Origin of the sequence: Pseudoxanthomonas mexicana (genome assembly GCF_046736355.1) — a bacterium.
Taxonomy (GTDB): Bacteria; Pseudomonadota; Gammaproteobacteria; order Xanthomonadales; family Xanthomonadaceae; genus Pseudoxanthomonas_A; species Pseudoxanthomonas_A mexicana_B.
The window spans coordinates 2018144-2034205 of record NZ_CP157201.1 but is presented as its reverse complement, the minus strand read 5'-3'; the positions used below and the strand labels follow the sequence as shown (position 1 = coordinate 2034205).

At 69.0% G+C, this 16062-nt stretch carries 8 protein-coding genes; 7 read left to right on the top strand and 1 reads right to left on the bottom strand.

Annotated elements, in window-relative coordinates:
• Positions 1–310: 310 nt before the first annotated feature.
• The 7 genes from AAG688_RS09335 to AAG688_RS09305 all read left to right on the top strand — a co-directional run bounded on the left by AAG688_RS09335 (position 311) and on the right by AAG688_RS09305 (position 13649).
• The gene (locus AAG688_RS09335) at positions 311–3457 is read left to right on the top strand and encodes a TonB-dependent receptor (RefSeq protein WP_411831991.1); all 3147 of its coding nucleotides are present in this window, start codon (positions 311–313) and stop codon (positions 3455–3457) included.
• A gap of 290 nt (positions 3458–3747) precedes the next feature.
• Positions 3748–6180: a GH92 family glycosyl hydrolase gene (locus AAG688_RS09330; RefSeq protein WP_411831990.1), complete on the top strand. Its 2433-nt coding sequence runs from the start codon at positions 3748–3750 to the stop codon at positions 6178–6180.
• A gap of 76 nt (positions 6181–6256) precedes the next feature.
• Positions 6257–7402 carry a LacI family DNA-binding transcriptional regulator gene (locus tag AAG688_RS09325; protein ID WP_411831989.1) on the top strand — a complete coding sequence of 382 codons (1146 nt, stop codon included), beginning with the start codon at positions 6257–6259 and terminating at the stop codon, positions 7400–7402.
• 73 nt (positions 7403–7475) lie between these two features.
• The gene (gene fucP, locus AAG688_RS09320; RefSeq protein ID WP_411831988.1) at positions 7476–8768 is read left to right on the top strand and encodes an L-fucose:H+ symporter permease; all 1293 of its coding nucleotides are present in this window, start codon (positions 7476–7478) and stop codon (positions 8766–8768) included.
• A gap of 8 nt (positions 8769–8776) precedes the next feature.
• Positions 8777–9772 carry a carbohydrate kinase family protein gene (locus AAG688_RS09315; RefSeq protein ID WP_411831987.1) on the top strand — a complete coding sequence of 332 codons (996 nt, stop codon included), beginning with the start codon at positions 8777–8779 and terminating at the stop codon, positions 9770–9772.
• A complete protein-coding gene (locus tag AAG688_RS09310) occupies positions 9756–10967 on the top strand; it encodes an AGE family epimerase/isomerase (RefSeq protein ID WP_411831986.1) in 1212 nt (403 codons plus the stop codon). The genes AAG688_RS09315 and AAG688_RS09310 overlap by 17 nt, the downstream gene beginning before the upstream one ends.
• 33 nt (positions 10968–11000) lie before the next feature.
• Positions 11001–13649: a beta-mannosidase gene (locus AAG688_RS09305; protein WP_411831985.1), complete on the top strand. Its 2649-nt coding sequence runs from the start codon at positions 11001–11003 to the stop codon at positions 13647–13649.
• 64 nt (positions 13650–13713) lie between these two features.
• Here AAG688_RS09305 and AAG688_RS09300 read toward each other — a convergent pair whose 3' ends face one another.
• Positions 13714–16053 (bottom strand): GH92 family glycosyl hydrolase, encoded by a 2340-nt coding sequence (locus tag AAG688_RS09300; protein ID WP_411831984.1) that lies wholly within the window; start codon positions 16051–16053, stop codon positions 13714–13716.
• Positions 16054–16062: the final 9 nt, after the last annotated feature.

The window sequence follows — 16062 nt, the reverse complement described above, 5'->3', positions numbered from 1 at the left end:
GCAGTCGCGTGCCACGAGGCTGATTTGCCGGCGTTGCCGGGTTGGCAGCGCACGGGATGCGGCGGGAATGCTGCGCAGCAGCATGCATGCAAAACAGGTCGTGGTATATCTTTCGCCGTCGAATTAGAACGATTCAATTTTCACGAAATCGTTCGCCGATGGAGCAGGGATGGACGGAAGGGATGGAGTCGCGAACAGGCGCGAGTCCATCCCATTCCTCGAAGAGCAGTTTTTTCGGTCTAGATTTAGAACGATACAAATCCAATTCCGCGTCAGCAGCCGATTCAATCTTTGAGAGAGGACGATTGAAATGAAACGCACGCCACACGTACGCATCCGCAGTTCGTTGTCCACCGCCATCGCCGTCGCGCTGGCCACCGCCGCGACCTTGCCGGCAGGCGCTTTCGCCCAGCAGGCGAATCCGGGGCAGGGCGGTACGCCGGCCGCGACCGACCTGGACAAGGTGGTCGTCACCGGCTACCGCTACTCGATCGAGAAGAGCCTGGATCAGAAGCGCAACGCGAACGCCGTCGTCGAGGTGATCACCGCCGAGGACGTCGGCAAGTTCCCGGACAAGAACGTGGCCGACGCGCTGCAGCGCGTGCCGGGCGTGGTCATCACCCGCAGCGGCGGCGAGGGCAAGAACGTCAGCGTGCGCGGCCTGGCCGCCGGCCTGACCCTGACCCAGTTGAACGGCAACTACATCGCCACCTCGGAGACCAACAACGAGGCCACGCGTTCGTTCAACTACACCCTGCTGCCGTCGAACATGCTGTCCAGCGCGGAGCTGTTCAAGACGCCGGAAGCCCGCATCGACGAAGGCGGCATCGGCGGCACCGTGATCCTGCGCACGCGCCGCCCGCTGGAGATGGAAGCCAACTCGGGCTTCGTCACGCTGGAAGGCACCTCGTCCGACACCAGCAGCGGCGTCGATCCGCAGATGTCGGCCCTGTATTCCTGGCACAGCCAGGACGAGCGCTTCGGCCTGCTGGTCGGCGCGACCAAGCAGAAGCGCACCAACCGCAGCATGGAGGTCAGCACCGAGGACTGGCAGTGGTATAGCGACCGCGTCGACGCCAACGGCAACATCATCAACGATTTCGTCTGGAACGTCCCCGGCAGGACGCGGGATCCGGCGACCGACGTGAACGGCAACCTCCTGACCGGCATCTCCAATTTCTGGGGCCGCTCGGGCATCTACGATCAGAACGGCGGGCACTATTCGGGCTTCTTCATGCCGACCTCGGTCAACTTCGCCGTGCGCGACGAGCAGCGCGAGCGCAGCGGCGGCCAGCTGACCTTCCAGTTCAAGCCGGTCGACAACCTGACCCTGACCGGCAACTACTTCCGCTTCGAACTGGAGGGCAACTACATCCAGAACATGCTGAAGGTGCCGGAGTGGAACCTGGCCCGCGTCGCCGGCGACGGCAACTGGACCGGTGGCCGCCTGCTCAACGGCTTCACCTTCGACCGCAGCGGCACCATCGTGACCGGCGCCGAGTACGAGAAGCAGGCCGGCAAGACCTACTATTGCAGCGAGGCCGAGGCCGCCGCGGCCGGCCTGCCGCCCGGCGGCTGGGGCCCGGACGACTGCACCATCCCCACGCCGCAGATCACCGGCAACTACAGCCGCGAGAAGGCGCTGTCGCAGACCGCCGACCTGGCCATCGACTGGGATATCAGCCCGTTGTGGAAGGCTTCGTTCGCCGGCGGCCGCACCTGGTCCGAGGGTGGCCCGTCGATGAACTTCCGCATGTCGGCCAAGCCGCGCCGGCAGGTCAACGGCGCATGGCAGTCCGGCAACACCTACAGCGCCTGGGATCTGACCGGCACGCCGTCGGTCACCTTCTCGCCCGATCTGCAGGAACAGCTGATGGCCGGCGTGGCCGAGATCGACACCGGCTCGACCGACTCGTCGTGGATGGAAACCAGCATCAGGCAGAACCATTTCCAGTCCGACTTCACCAAGCTGTTCGAAACCGGCTGGCTGGATTCGATCCAGTTCGGCGCCAAGTACAGCGACGGCGAGGTCCACCGCAATACCGGCAACACCTACTGGGTGTGCCAGGGCGCCGATCCCGGCGACTACAGCAAGCGCTACCAGGCAGGTTGCGATTCCACCGCCGGCATCGCGCAGCCCGGCTTCTTCCTGTCCAGGCCGCTGGGCGACATCGCCGGCGGTTTCAACGCCAACGTGTTCCCGGGCATCAACTACCCGGCCTACATCGAGTACCTGAACGACCGCTATGGCGGCATGCAGAACCGCCGCGAGGACGATTTCGTCTACAACGTCGGCGAGAAGGTCTACTCGGGTTACTTCCAGGCCAACTTCCGCACCGAGCGCGTGCGCGGCAACATCGGCCTGCGCGTGGCGCGGACCCGGCAGCATGCGGAGTCGAGCGATTCGGTCGAGCGCTTCAACGACTACTTCGTCGACAACGCCGGCGGTGCGCCGATGTCCTGCACCGATCCCGCCGCCGACGCGCTGCTCGGTTCGAACAGCGGCTACAGCTGCGAAAGCGGCTTCGTGAGGCTGCCGGACGCGATGGCCCGGGAAAAGAGCTACGAGATGGCCTCGCTGGACAAGACCTACACCGACGTGCTGCCCAGCTTCAACATCGCCTGGGACATCACCGGGAACCTGGTGCTGCGCGGCGCCGCCTCCAAGGTCATCGCGCGTCCCAGCTACACCAGCATCGCCTACCCAGGCGGCCTGAGCTATTACTCCGACGAATACAGCAACGACCGCCGCGTCGCCGGCGGCACCACCAACCCCGGCTGGTACGGATCGGGCAGCAACAAGGGCCTGGAGCCGTTCGAGGCCAACCAGTACGACCTCGGCCTGGAGTGGTACTTCCGGCCGGGCGCGGTGGCGGGCGTGGGCCTGTTCCGCAAGGACGTGAAGAACTTCACCGTGCCGGTGGTGCGCGACGTGGAGATGGTGGTCGGCGGGCAGCAGGTGACGGTGCAGAACTATTCCACCCAGGCCAACGGCCAGGACGGCGTGTCGCAGGGCGTCGAAGTTTACGGCCAGTACACCTTCGATTTCGGCCTGGGCTTCCAGGCCAACTACACCTACAACGACACCAACCTGGCCTCCATCGTCATCGACGGCCGGACCATCGGCTCCTCGCCGCTGGTGGGCAGCGCGAAGAACCAGGCCAACTTCACCGTGTTCTACGAGAACGCAGGGTTCCTGGCGCGCGCCTCGTACAACCGCCGCGGCGAGGTCGTCGGCGGCCTGAACAACGGGTTCACCGTCTACACCGAGCCCTACGACCAGTTGGATCTGAACGCGGCCTACACCTTCACCGACAGCCTGACGGTCACCGCTTCCGTGCTCAATGCGACCCGGTCGGAGCAGCGGGCGCACCTGGGCAACGACACCCGGGACCGCTTCTTCTCCAATGTCTACTCCGGCCGGCAGTTGTACCTGGGCCTGACGTACAAGTTCTGAAATGCTTCTCCCTGGAACCGGGGGGCATGATCCCGCCCGTGAAGCATTGCGGACGGAAAGGATGCAGCGGTCGATGCCCCTCGGATCCATGAGTTCGCTCCGTGTCTCTCCCCACGGAGCCTACGGCCCGGCCTTGGCCGGGCCACTTTTCCACGCCATGCGGGCGGCAGGGACGCCGCCCTGCCAATTTCCCGCATGCGCAGGAATACTGCGCACGCCTCGCGCCCGCTTGCTGGTCGGCGCGAGCCCATCGGTGAACCGCGATGACCCGTGAACGCATGAGACGCGACATGACCCGAGCGATGTTCAGTTCCCTGTGCCTGCTGCTGGCGCTGGCGGCGCCGATGGCCGAGGCCGCGCCGCGAACGCTGGCCGCGGAGGTCAACACCTTCATCGGCAGCAAGGACGACGGCAACACCTTCCCCGGCGCGTCGGCGCCGTTCGGCCTGATCCAGGTCAGCCCGATCGGCTCGCACTACTCGGGCTGGCGCTACGACGATCCGCAGATCCGTGGCTTCGGCCATTCCTTCGTGTCCGGCGCCGGCTGCTGGGAGCAGGGCGGGCAGGTGTCGGTGCTGCCTGTGATCGGCCGCATCGGCCGCGGCGGCGATTTCGACACCGCCGATCCCAAGGCCTTCGATCACAAGCGCTACGGATCGCGCTACGCGCACGAAGGCGAGGTGGGCCAGGCCGGCTACTACAAGGTGCGCCTGACCGACTACGGCGGCATCGACGCCGAGGCCACCGCGCTGACCCGCGCCGCGGCCGAGCGCTACACCTTCTCCACCGACGGCGAGGGCCACGTGCTGGTCAACGTGGGGCAGGCCAACGAGCGCCACTCGGTCACCGGCAGCGTCGTCGACGTGGTCGGCGACCGCGCGGTGGAAGGCAAGCTGGTCACCAAGAGCTTCTGCGGCGGCCACCAGTACACCACCTGGTTCCGCATCGAGTTCGACCGCTCGTTCAAGGCGTTCGGCACCTGGGGCGAGGGCGGCGGCATCGCCGGCGCGCGCCACAGCATGGAGGGCGAGGCCAAGCCCAACGGCGCCTGGCTGAGCTTCGACCTGGGCAGGGACCGCTCGGTCACAGCGACCAGCGCGATCTCGCACGTCGACGCCGAGGGCGCGCGCAACAACCTGCGCAGCGAAGGCATGCAGGGTGGCAGGCCGCTCGGCTTCGACGCGATGCGCGGGCGCGCGCAGGCGGCGTGGGACCGGGAACTGGCCAGCGTGCGCGTGCACGGCGGCGGCGCCGACGACCGCACGGTGTTCTACACCGCGCTGTACCACGCGCTGCTGCAGCCGATGACCGGTAGCGACGCCGACGGCCGCTACCGCGGCTACGACGATCGCATCCACCGTGCCGACGGCTGGACCTACTACGAGTACTTCTCGCTGTGGGACACCTACCGCTCGCAGAACCAGCTGATCGCGTTGCTGCGGCCGCAGCGCGCCGCCGACATCGCGCGAACGCTGCTGGCGATCCGCGAGCAGGGCGGCTGGCTGCCGCGCTGGGGCTACGCCAGCTTCGAGACCAACATCATGACCGGCGATCCGGTGACGCCGTTCCTGGTCGACCTGTGGCGTTTCGGCGCGCTGCAAGGACGCGAAGTGGAGGCCTACGCCGCGCTGCGCGAGAACGCCTTCGGCGTGCCGCCGCTGAATTCGCGCCATGCCGGCCGTTCCGGTAACCCGAACTACCTCGAGCACGGTTTCGTGCAGTACGACCGCGCGTTCCCGTCCAAGGGCATGGACGTGGATCCGCACCACGGCGGTTCGGCGACGCTGGAATACGCGCTGGCCGACTGCTCGCTGTCGCTGATGGCCGGCGCGCTGGGCCATGCCGACGACGCGGCCGCGCTGAACCGGCGCGGGCGCAACTGGCGCACGCTGTGGGATGCGGACGTGCGCGACGGGGAGGCCGGCTTCCGCGGCTTTCCGCGCCCGCGCACCGGGGACGGCCAGTGGTACACGCCGGCCGATGGCCGCTACAGCCCGCGCTCGCACCACGGCTTCCACGAGGGCACCGCCTGGCAGTACCAGTGGCTGGCGCAGCAGGACGTGCCGGGGCTGGTGGAGGCGATGCACGGGCGCGAGGAGGCCGCGCGCCGGCTGGACGCGTTCTTCGCCTACGACGCGCTGCTCGCCGACCCGGCCAACGCCGCGCGCAGGGAATGGGTGGTCGGGCCGTACAGCTACTACAACCAGTTCCGCTACAACCCCAACAACGAGCCGGACCTGCACGCGCCGTGGATGTACACGCTGATCGGCCAGCCGTGGAAGACCGCCACCGTGCTGCGCGCGGCGCAGCGGCTGTTCACCAACGCGCCCAACGGCGTCACCGGCAACGACGACCTGGGCACGATGTCGGCCTGGTACCTGTTCAGCGCGATGGGCCTGTATCCGGTGGTGCCGGGCACCGGCCAGTTCGTGCTGCACGCGCCGCGCTTCGCGCGCATCGACGTGGACCTGGGCCAGGGCCGCACGCTGCGCATCGAGGCGCCGCAGGCCGACGGCGGCAAGCTGCAATATGTGCGCGGCGCGTCATGGCAGGGCCGGGCGCACGAGGCGGTGTGGCTGGACTGGGAAAGCCTCCGCCAGGGCGGGCGCCTGCGCTTCGATCTGGCCGACGCGCCGCCGGCGCAGGGCTGGGGCACGCGTCCGCGCGACTTGCCGGCCTCGCCGTGCGCGGCCGGGGCGGCGCTGTCCCCGGAGGGGCGATGAGTCACGGGCGGTTGACGGTTCGGATGCCGGAGCGATGGTTTAGGCTGGCGGTCTTCGTCGGTATGGATCGATCCACATGACCCAGAAGCGTTCCTCCAGCGACAAGCCTGCGGCCAAGGCCAAGACCCGGGCCGCCAAGCCCAAGGGCAAGGCGGCGGACAAGGCCGGCGACAAGGCGCCGGCGCCGCAGCGCAGGCGCGGCGACCCGCGCGTGGTCACCGTCACCGACATCGCCAACGCCATCGGCGTCTCGCGCGCGACGGTGTCGCTGGTGCTGCGCGGCAGCCCGCTGGTGCATGCCGACACCCGCGCGCGCGTCGAGGCCGAGCTCAAGCGCCAGCGCTACGTCTACAACCGCGGCGCGGCCAACCTGCGCCGGCGCACCTCCTCCAGCGTGGCGCTGGTGATCAACGACCTGGCCAACCCGTTCTTCGCCGAGTTCGCCGCCGGCGTGGACGAGGCGCTGGGCGAGAAGGGCTACGTGACCCTGCTCGGCAGCACCGGCGAATCGCCGGTGCGGCAGCAGGCGGTGCTGGCCTCGCTGATGGAGCACACCCCGGCCGGGATGATCCTGTCGCCGGCCGAGGGCAGCGACGCGGCGCAACTGCGCAAGGTGCTGGACGCGCGCGCCAACGTGCTGCTGTTCAACCGCGAACTGGCCGGCGCCGACGAATGGGATTTCCTGTCGCTGGACAACCAGCGCGGCGCGCAGATGGCCACCGAGCACCTGATCGGACTGGGCCATCGCCGCATCGCCTTCTACGGCGGCCACGCCGATTCCAGCTCGTGCCGGCAGCGACGTGCCGGCTATGCGCAGGCAATGGCCAAGGCCGGCCTGGCGGTTGAAGCGGGCTGGATGATCGAGTCGGCGCCGAACCGGCTGGAGGCGGCCGCGCGCACCGGCGAACTGTTCGGCGACGGTCCGCTGCCGACCGCGGCGGTCTGCTACAACGACACCGTCGCGCTGGGCCTGATGCTGGGCCTGATGTCGCGCGGCATCCAGCCGGGCAAGGGCTTCGCGGTCACCGGCTTCGACGACATCCCCGAGGCGGCGGTGACCACGCCGCCGCTGACCACGCTGGCGGTCGACCCGCGCGAGCGCGGCCGCCAGGCCGCCCGGCTGCTGCTGCAACGGCTGGAAGATCCCGACGCCGCGCCCATGCGCACCATCGCGCCGGTGCAGTTGCGCGTGCGCGAGAGCAGCGGGGCGCCGCTGCGATGAGCCGATCCTCCTCCGCCCGACGGCGTTGCGCCCGCGCGTGCGGCTTCCTCCTTTCTCCTTCGACTGACGCCCGATGAATACAGCCGCTACGGCCACGGCTCCCGTGGTCCGCACCCAGGTCGCCCTGACGGTCGCCACCGCGATCTTCTTCATGTGGGGCTTCCTGACCAGCCTCAACGACGTGCTGATCCCGCACCTGAAGGCGCTGTTCGATCTGAACTACACGCGCACCATGCTGATCCAGTTCACCTTCTTCGGCGCCTACTTCGTGATGTCGCTGCCGGCGGGGCGGGTGGTGGCGAAGGTGGGCTACAAGCACGGCATCGTCATCGGCCTGCTGGTGGCCGGCTTCGGCGCGCTGCTGTTCCTGCCGGCGGCGCAGGTGCGTTCCTACGATCTGTTCCTGGGCGCGCTGTTCGTGCTGGCCAGCGGCATCACTCTGCTGCAGGTGTCGGCCAACCCGTACGTCAGCCTGCTCGGCGCGCCGCAGACCGCGGCGAGCCGGCTCAACCTGGCGCAGGCGCTGAACTCGCTGGGGCATACGGTGGGACCATGGATCGGCGGTATGCTGATCCTGTCGGCGACGGTGCTGGGCGCCGAGCAACTGGCGGCGCTGGCGCCGGAGCAGAAGGAAGCCTACCTGCAGGCCAAGTCGCAGGCGGTGCAGCTGCCGTACCTGGGGCTGGCGCTGGCGCTGTTCGCGCTGGCGCTGCTGGTGTGGCTGTTCCGGCTGCCGCCGCTGACCGAGGCCACCGAACAGGCCGACACCCGCAGGCACGGCTTCGGCGAGGTGCTGGGCCTGCGCCACGTGCGCTGGGGCGTGCTGGCGATCTTCCTGTACGTCGGCGCGGAAGTGGCGATCGGCAGCTTCCTGATCAACTACCTGGCCGAGCCGCACATCGGCGGCATGGCCGAGGCGACCGCCGCCGGCTACCTGTCGCTGTACTGGGGCGGGGCGATGGTCGGCCGCTTCATCGGCTCGGCGCTGCTGGTCCGGTTCGACGCGCGGCGGATGCTGGCGCTGTACGCGGCCGCCGCCGCCACGCTGCTGCTGGTCACCGTCTCCAGCAGCGGCTGGCTGGCGGTGTGGAGCGTGCTCGCGATCGGCCTGTTCAACTCGATCATGTTCCCGACCATCTTCACCCTGGGCATCGAGCAGCTGGGGCCGATGACCGAGAAGGCGTCCAGCCTGCTGGTGATGGCCATCGTCGGCGGCGCCATCGTGCCGCTGCTGCAAGGCGTGCTGGCCGACAGCGCCGGCGTGCAGCTGTCGTTCCTGCTGCCGGTGCTGTGCTACGGCTACATCGTCTGGTACGGCTGGTCCGGATCGAAATTGCCGGCGCAGCTGGCGGGCCGGGACGCATGAGGCCGCCGATGCGCAAGATCGTCTGTTTCGGCGAAGCCCTGATCGACCTGCTGGCGCAGCCGCCGGCCACGCCCGAAGCGCCGCGCGCGTTCCTGCAATACGCCGGCGGCGCGCCGGCCAACGTCGCGGTGGCGGCGGCGCGGCTGGGCGCGGACGTGCACTTCGCCGGCATGCTGGGCCAGGACATGTTCGGCGACTTCCTGTTCGACAGCCTGTCGGCGGCGGGCGTGGCCACCGACTGCATCGTCCGCACCGAAGCGGCCAAGACCGCGCTGGCCTTCGTCGCGCTGGACGCGCACGGCGAGCGCAGCTTCAGCTTCTACCGGCCGCCGGCGGCCGACCTGCTGTTCCGCGGCGGCGATTTCCGCCCGGCCTGCTTCGACGGCACCGGCACCTTCCACGTCTGCTCCAACAGCCTGACCGAGGCGGAGATCGCCGAGGCCACCTACGAGGGCATGGAGCGCGCGCGCGCGGCCGGGGCGATGGTCAGCATCGACCTGAACCTGCGGCCGGCGCTGTGGCCGCAGGACGGGGATCCGTCGCCGCGGCTATGGCGGGCGCTGGCGCAGGCCGATCTGGTCAAGCTCTCGCGCGACGAACTGGACTACCTGGCGCGCCCGCTGGGCGGCGAGGCGGCGGTGATCGAACAGCTGTGGCAGGGCCGCGCGCGGCTGCTGCTGGTCACCGACGGCGCCGCGCCGATCCACTGGCATGCGCGCGCGGGCGGCGGCGGCCGCATCGACAGTTTCCGCGTATCCGCGCTGGACACCACCGCCGCCGGCGACGCCTTCGTCGGCGGGCTGCTGTTCCGCATCGCCGAATGCGGCGGGGACGGCGAGGCTTTCGCCGGCTTCGTCTCGCGCCAGGACGCGGTGACCGACGCGATCCGCTTCGGCGCGGCCGTCGGCGCGCTGGCGGTCACGCGCAAGGGCGCGTTCGCGGCGATGCCGACCCTGGCCGAAGTCCGACACCTGCTGCAGGAACAACATGAACACTCGACCTGACTCCCACGCTCCCGATTTCCGCTCGCCGCGGTTCCTGCGCGACCACATCGCCCACACGATGGCGTTCTACCATCCGCACGCGATCGATCCGCAGGGCGGCTTCTTCCACTACTTCCTCGACGATGGCCGCGTCTACGAGGCCGGCCACCGCCACCTGGTCAGCAGCACGCGCTTCGTCTTCAACTACGCGATGGCGTTCCGCGAGTTCGGCGACGCCGAGTACCTGGAAGCGGTGAAGCACGGCCTGGACTACCTGCGCCTGGCGCACCGCAACCCCGCCAGCGGCGGCTACGCGTGGACGCTGCGCGACGGCCGCGTCGAGGATGCCACCCACCACTGCTACGGCGTGGCCTTCGTGCTGCTGGCGTATTCGTGCGGCCTGAAGGCCGGCGTCGCCGAGGCGCGCGGCTGGATGGACGAGACCTGGGATTTGCTGGAGCGGCGCTTCTGGGAGCCGGCCCACGGCCTGTACAAGGACGAAGCGGACGCGGACTGGAACTTCAGCGGCTACCGCGGCCAGAACGCCAACATGCACATGTGCGAGGCGATGCTGGCGGCGTTCGAGGCCAGCGGCGAGCGCCGCTATCTGGATCGCGCGCTGCTGCTGGCCGACAACATGACCCGCCGCCAGGCCGCCAAGGCCGCCGGGCTGGTATGGGAACACTACGATCGCGACTGGAACGTCGACTGGGAATACCACCTCGACGATCCCAAGCACCTGTTCCGCCCCTGGGGCTTCCAGCCCGGCCACCAGACCGAGTGGGCCAAGCTGCTGATGATCCTGGACCGCCACGTCGACGCGGACTGGCTGCTGCCGACCGCGCGCCACCTGTTCGACACCGCGGTCGCGCGCTCGTGGGATGCCGAACGCGGCGGGCTGTACTACGGCTTCGCGCCGGATGGCCAAATCTGCGACGACGACAAGTATTTCTGGGTGCAGGCCGAATCGCTGGCCGCCGCCGCGCTGCTCGCGCAGCGCACGGGCGATGCCGGCTACTGGGACTGGTACGACAGGCTGTGGGCGTACTCGTGGAAGCACATGGTCGATCACGCGCATGGCGCGTGGTACCGCATCCTCGACGCCGACAACCGCAAGTATTCCGACGAGAAGAGCCCGGCCGGCAAGACCGACTACCACACGATGGGCGCCTGCCACGAAGTGCTGAACGTGGTGCGCGCGGACGGATCCGGCTGACGCCCGCCAGCGGCGTTGATGAGGAAGACACACATGGCGCGATGGCATATCGGGCGGCATCTCGGGTTGGTGCTGCTGGCCTGGCTGGTCGCGGTCCCGGCGCTGGCGGTGCATGTCCAGCCGCTGGCCAAAGGCTGGGAGTTCCGGCTCGCGCCGGACGACGCGCAGGCGCAGGCCCAGCCCGCCGCGACGCAGTGGCGCGGCGCGACGGTGCCGGGCTTCGTCCACACCGACCTGCTGGCGCACGGATTGATTCCCGATCCCTACGTCGGCGCGCCCGAAGCCGGGCTGCAATGGATCGGGCTGGCGCAATGGGAATACCGCGGCCGCTTCGACGTCGATGCCGCCACGCTGAAGCGTCCGCGCGCCGAACTGGTGTTCGAGGGGCTGGACACCTTCGCCGACGTGCACCTCAACGGCGAACTGCTGCTGTCGGCCGACAACAGCCACCGCACCTGGCGGTTGCCGGTGCAGGGGAAGCTGCGTGCGGGCGGCAACGAGTTGCGGGTGGTGTTCCACTCGCCGATCCGCCGCCTGCTGCCGCAGGTGCAGGCGATGCCGCACAGGATCGCCGGCAATTATCCCTCGCCCTACGGCGACGAGCCGAAGGACGCGATGGTCGGCAACTTCGTGCGCAAGCCGGGCTACCACTTCGGCTGGGACTGGGGGCCGCGCTACGTCACCGCCGGCATCTGGCGCGAAGTGCGGCTGGAATCGTGGGAACGGCTGCGGGTGACCGACATGGCCGTGCACACGCTGGCGCTGGACGCCGATGCCGCCGAGCTGAAGACGCGGGTGGAGATCGAAAGCGAGCAGGAGGGCCGCGCGCGCATCGAACTGGAAGTGCTGGATCCGGACGGCCGCCGCGTGGACCGGTTACGCCGCGAGGTGGATCTGCGCGCCGGCCTGCAACGAGTCGACCTGCGCACCGCGATAGAGAAACCACGCCATTGGTGGCCGGTCGGCTACGGCGAGCAGGCGCGCTACCGCTTCCGCCTGCGGGTGGAGCAGGGCAGCCGCACGCTGGCTACCGCCGAGCGCCGCACCGGCCTGCGCAGCGTCGAACTGCTGCGCGAGACCGACGCCGAAGGCGGGCAGGGCTTCGCCTTCGTCATCAATGGCGTGCCGATCTTCGCCAAGGGCGCCAACGTGATCCCGTTCGACGCCTTCCCGACCCGCGTCGACACGGCGAAGCTGCGACAGGCGCTGCAGGCCGCGCGCGACGCCAACATGAACATGCTGCGCAACTGGGGCGGCGGCTACTACGAGAGCGACGCGTTCTACGAGATCGCCGACGAACTGGGCCTGCTGGTCTGGCAGGACTTCATGTTCGGCGGCGGCATGCAGCCCGGCTACGATCCGGCGTTCCGCGCCAACGTGGTGGCCGAGGCGCGCGACAACGTCCGCCGCCTGCGCCACCACCCCAGCATCGTGCTGTGGTGCGGCAACAACGAGGAGGAGACCGCCTGGAAGGACTGGGGCCATCGCAAGCAGCTGATGGCGGCCGATCCGGTCTTCGCGGAGAAGGTCTGGCAGGGCTACGTGGACCTGTTCGGCCGCGATCTGCGCCAGGTGGTGGCGGAGGAAGGGCTGGGCGTGCCGTACTGGTCCAGTTCGCCCGGCAACGATCTGGATGAGAAAGCCAACGACTCGCGCCGCGGCGACAAGCACTACTGGGACGTGTGGGGCGGGCCCAGCCTGCCGGTGCAGGCGTACCTGGAGGAAACGCCGCGCTTCATGTCCGAGTTCGGCCTGCAATCCTGGCCCTCGCTGCGCACCATCGCCGGCTTCGCGCGGCCGGAAGAGCAGGGCATCGATGCGCCGGTGATCCGCGCCCACCAGAAGTTCCTCGCCGGCGAAGGCAACCAGCGCCAGTTGCTGTACATCGAGCGCGAATACGGCACGCCGCGCGACTTCGCCGATTTCGTCTACCTGGGCCAGGTGATGCAGGCCGAGGGCATCGAACTGGCCGCGCTGCACCACCGCGCCTCGCGCCCGTACACGATGGGAAGCCTGTACTGGCAGTTCAACGACGTCTGGCCGGGCGCGTCATGGTCCAGCCTGGACTACCACGGCCGCTGGAAGCCGCTGCACCATCACGCGCGGCGCTTCTTCGCCGAACTGGCGGCGGCGGCGCTGCGCCGCGACGGCGTCACCCGGCTGACCCTGCTGTCCGACCGCACGCGCGAGGCGCCGGTGCAGTGGCGCCTGCGGGTGATGGATTTCGACGGCCGCGTGCATCGCGAGCAGGGCGGGGCGGCGACGCTGCCGCCGCTGTCCGCGCATCCCGTCGCCGAGTACGCCGATGCCGAGCTGCTGGGCGGCGCGGATCCCCGCCACAGCGTGGCGGTGTTCGACCTGATCGAGGCCGGCGAAACCGTATCGCGCCAGTGGGTCTATTTCGACGCCGCCAAGCATCTGCATCTGCCCAGGCCAACCATTCATGCCGAGCTGCGCGCCGCAGCCGATGGCTACCGGCTGCGCCTGCTCAGCGACGCCGTGGCGCGTGCGGTGTGGATCGATTTCGGCGAAGTGGACGCCACGCTGTCCGACAACGCGTTGAGCCTGCTGCCCGGCGAACCGCTGGACATCCACCTGCGCTCATCTGCCGGCCTGGACGCGCTGCGCGCCGCGCTGCGGGTGCGCTCGCTGGCCGATGCCATCCGGCGCGATTCCCGCTGACCCTTCAAGCCGCGCAGGGAATCCGTGCCCGGCCGCGTGCTGCGCGCGGAAGGCGTCTGCCTGCCTAGCGCGACATCGAATAGGGCGCCTGCGCATTCATGCCTGGCCACTCCCGGTTCGGGGCATCCTGCATCGTGAAACGCAATTCGCCGCCTGCCAGGATTTCCTCATGGGTCAGGTACGCGCGCCGCAGCGGCTTGCCGTTGAGCGTGACGCCGGCGATGTAGGCATGCGCGTCGTCCAGGCCTTCGGCAACGATGGTGAAGCGCTTGCCGTTGTGCAGGTTGAGCGTGGCGCGCGGCAGGAACGGGCGGCCGATGATGTACTCGTTGCTGCCAGGCGTCACGGGATAGAAGCCCAGCGCCGTGAACACGTACCAGGCCGACATCTGGCCGAGATCGTCGTTGCCGGCCAGCCCATCCGGGCGGGCTGCGTATTGCGATTCCATGATCTGCTTCAGCCGTGCCTGCGTGCGCCACGGCTGGCCTGCATAGGCATAGAGGTAGGCGACGTGGTGGCTGGGCTCATTGCCGTGCGCGTACCAGCCGATCAGGCCGGTGATGTCTTCCATGTGCGCGAAGATGGAAGGGTCGACCCTGGCGTCGAACACCTGGTCCAGCCTGTCCAGCAGCTTGTCGGCGCCCCCGTGCGCGGCGGCCAGGCCGGCCACGTCCTGCGGCACGTACCACGAGTATTGCCAGGCGTTGCCCTCGGTGTAGTCGGTGCCGTAGCCGCTGGCCGCAGGATCGAAGGGCTCGCGGAAACTTCCGTCGCGCTTGCGCGCGCGCATGAAGCCCGTGGAGGGATCGAAGGCGTTCTTCCAGTTGGCCGCGCGCTTGTCGAACTCGGCCGCGATCGCACGATTGCCCATCGCCTGCGCCATGCGCGCGATGGTCCAGTCGTCGTAGGCGTATTCCAGCGTCTTGCTGGCCGCTTCGCCTTCCTCGTCGATCGGCACGAAGCCCAGTTCGCGGTACTGGGCGATGCCGTCGTAGGGCCCGTAGTTCGCGCTGGCGATCATCGCCGCCAGCGCCTCGTCGGCGTCGTAGCCGCGGATGCCCTTGACGTAGGCGTCGGCGATCACCGGCACGGCGTGGTAGCCGATCATGCACCACGTCTCCAGGCCGTGGAACGACCACACCGGCAACATGCCATAGGGACTTTCGCGGCGCGCTGCGAGCAGCGAATTGACCATGTCGCTGGTGCGCTGCGGAGGTTGCAGCAGCGTCATCAACGGATGCAGCGCCCGGTAGGTGTCCCACAGCGAGAAGGTCGAATGGTTCGTCCAACCCTTCGCCTGGTGCACGGCGTTGTCGGGGCCACGGTAACGGCCGTCGCTGTCCATGAACAGGGTAGGGCCGAGCATGGTGTGGTACAGCGCGGTGTAGAAGCTCTTGAGCTGTTCCGCGTCGCCCTGCGCATCGACCACGCCGAGCGCCTCGCCCCATTGCCGCTTCGCCGCCGCACGGATGCCATCGAAGTCCCAGCCCGGCACCTCGGCGTCGAGGTTGGCGATGGCGTTGTCCTCGCTGACCGGCGAAATCGCCACCTTCACCAGCAGCTGCCTGCCGGCGGCCTGGTCGAAGTCGAACGCTGCGACGACCTGGCGTCCCTCGATCTGCGCACGTTGGCGCGGATCCTTTTCGCCCGGCGGCGGGAAGCCCTTGTACGCCACGTCCTGCTCGGTATCGTGCAACTGCCGGCCGCTGACCGGCTGCGAGAAGCGCAGGGCGAAATGCAACTGCCGCCCCGGCGCCCAGCCGCGGGTTTCGCGGAAGCCGGTGACGGTGCCGTCCTCGCGCACGCGCAGGCGCGACCACAGCACCTTGCCGGGATAGTCGTACATGCTGGTGCGCAGGTCGATCAGCACGTGCGCGGGCTTGCCGGCGGGGAATGCGTAGCGGTGCAACCCGACCCGTGCGCTGGCGGTCAATTCGGCGCGCACGCCGTAGTCCTCCAGCGTGACCGCGTAGTAGCCAGGCTGCGCGGTTTCGCTGTCGTGGCTGAAGCGCGAGGTGTAGCCGCTGCCGGGCCGGTCCGCGTCGCCGCGTTCCAGCTTCACCTCACCGCTGATCGGCATCAGCAGCACGTCGCCGAGATCGGAATGCCCGGTCCCGGAGAAATGCGTGTGCGAGAAGCCGACGATGCTGTCGTCGTCATGGCGATAGCCGGCGGCCCAGCCATAGGCCAGCTTGCGCGGCTGGATGCGGGTGTCCGGCGAGAGCTGGATCATGCCGTGCGGCACGGTGGCGCCGGGGAAGGTATGGCCTTCGCCGCCGGTACCGATGAAGGGATCCACCGCGGCATAGGCGCGTTCATCGACGGTCGCCTCCGCGGCCAACGCACCCCCGGTCCCCAGCGCCGTTCCAAACGCCGCCACCATCAACGCCCCAAATCTCACCATCGCGCACCT

Excerpts from the sequence above, each read along its gene's own strand:
- AAG688_RS09325 (WP_411831989.1), top strand. The coding sequence starts at position 6,257 with ATGACCCAGAAGCGTTCCTCCAGCGACAAGCCTGCGGCCAAGGCCAAG.
- fucP (WP_411831988.1), top strand. The coding sequence starts at position 7,476 with ATGAATACAGCCGCTACGGCCACGGCTCCCGTGGTCCGCACCCAGGTC.
- AAG688_RS09335 (WP_411831991.1), top strand. The coding sequence starts at position 311 with ATGAAACGCACGCCACACGTACGCATCCGCAGTTCGTTGTCCACCGCC.
- AAG688_RS09305 (WP_411831985.1), top strand. The coding sequence starts at position 11,001 with ATGGCGCGATGGCATATCGGGCGGCATCTCGGGTTGGTGCTGCTGGCC.
- AAG688_RS09330 (WP_411831990.1), top strand. The coding sequence starts at position 3,748 with ATGACCCGAGCGATGTTCAGTTCCCTGTGCCTGCTGCTGGCGCTGGCG.
- AAG688_RS09310 (WP_411831986.1), top strand. The coding sequence starts at position 9,756 with ATGAACACTCGACCTGACTCCCACGCTCCCGATTTCCGCTCGCCGCGG.
- AAG688_RS09300 (WP_411831984.1), bottom strand. The coding sequence starts at position 16,053 with ATGGTGAGATTTGGGGCGTTGATGGTGGCGGCGTTTGGAACGGCGCTG.
- AAG688_RS09315 (WP_411831987.1), top strand. The coding sequence starts at position 8,777 with ATGCGCAAGATCGTCTGTTTCGGCGAAGCCCTGATCGACCTGCTGGCG.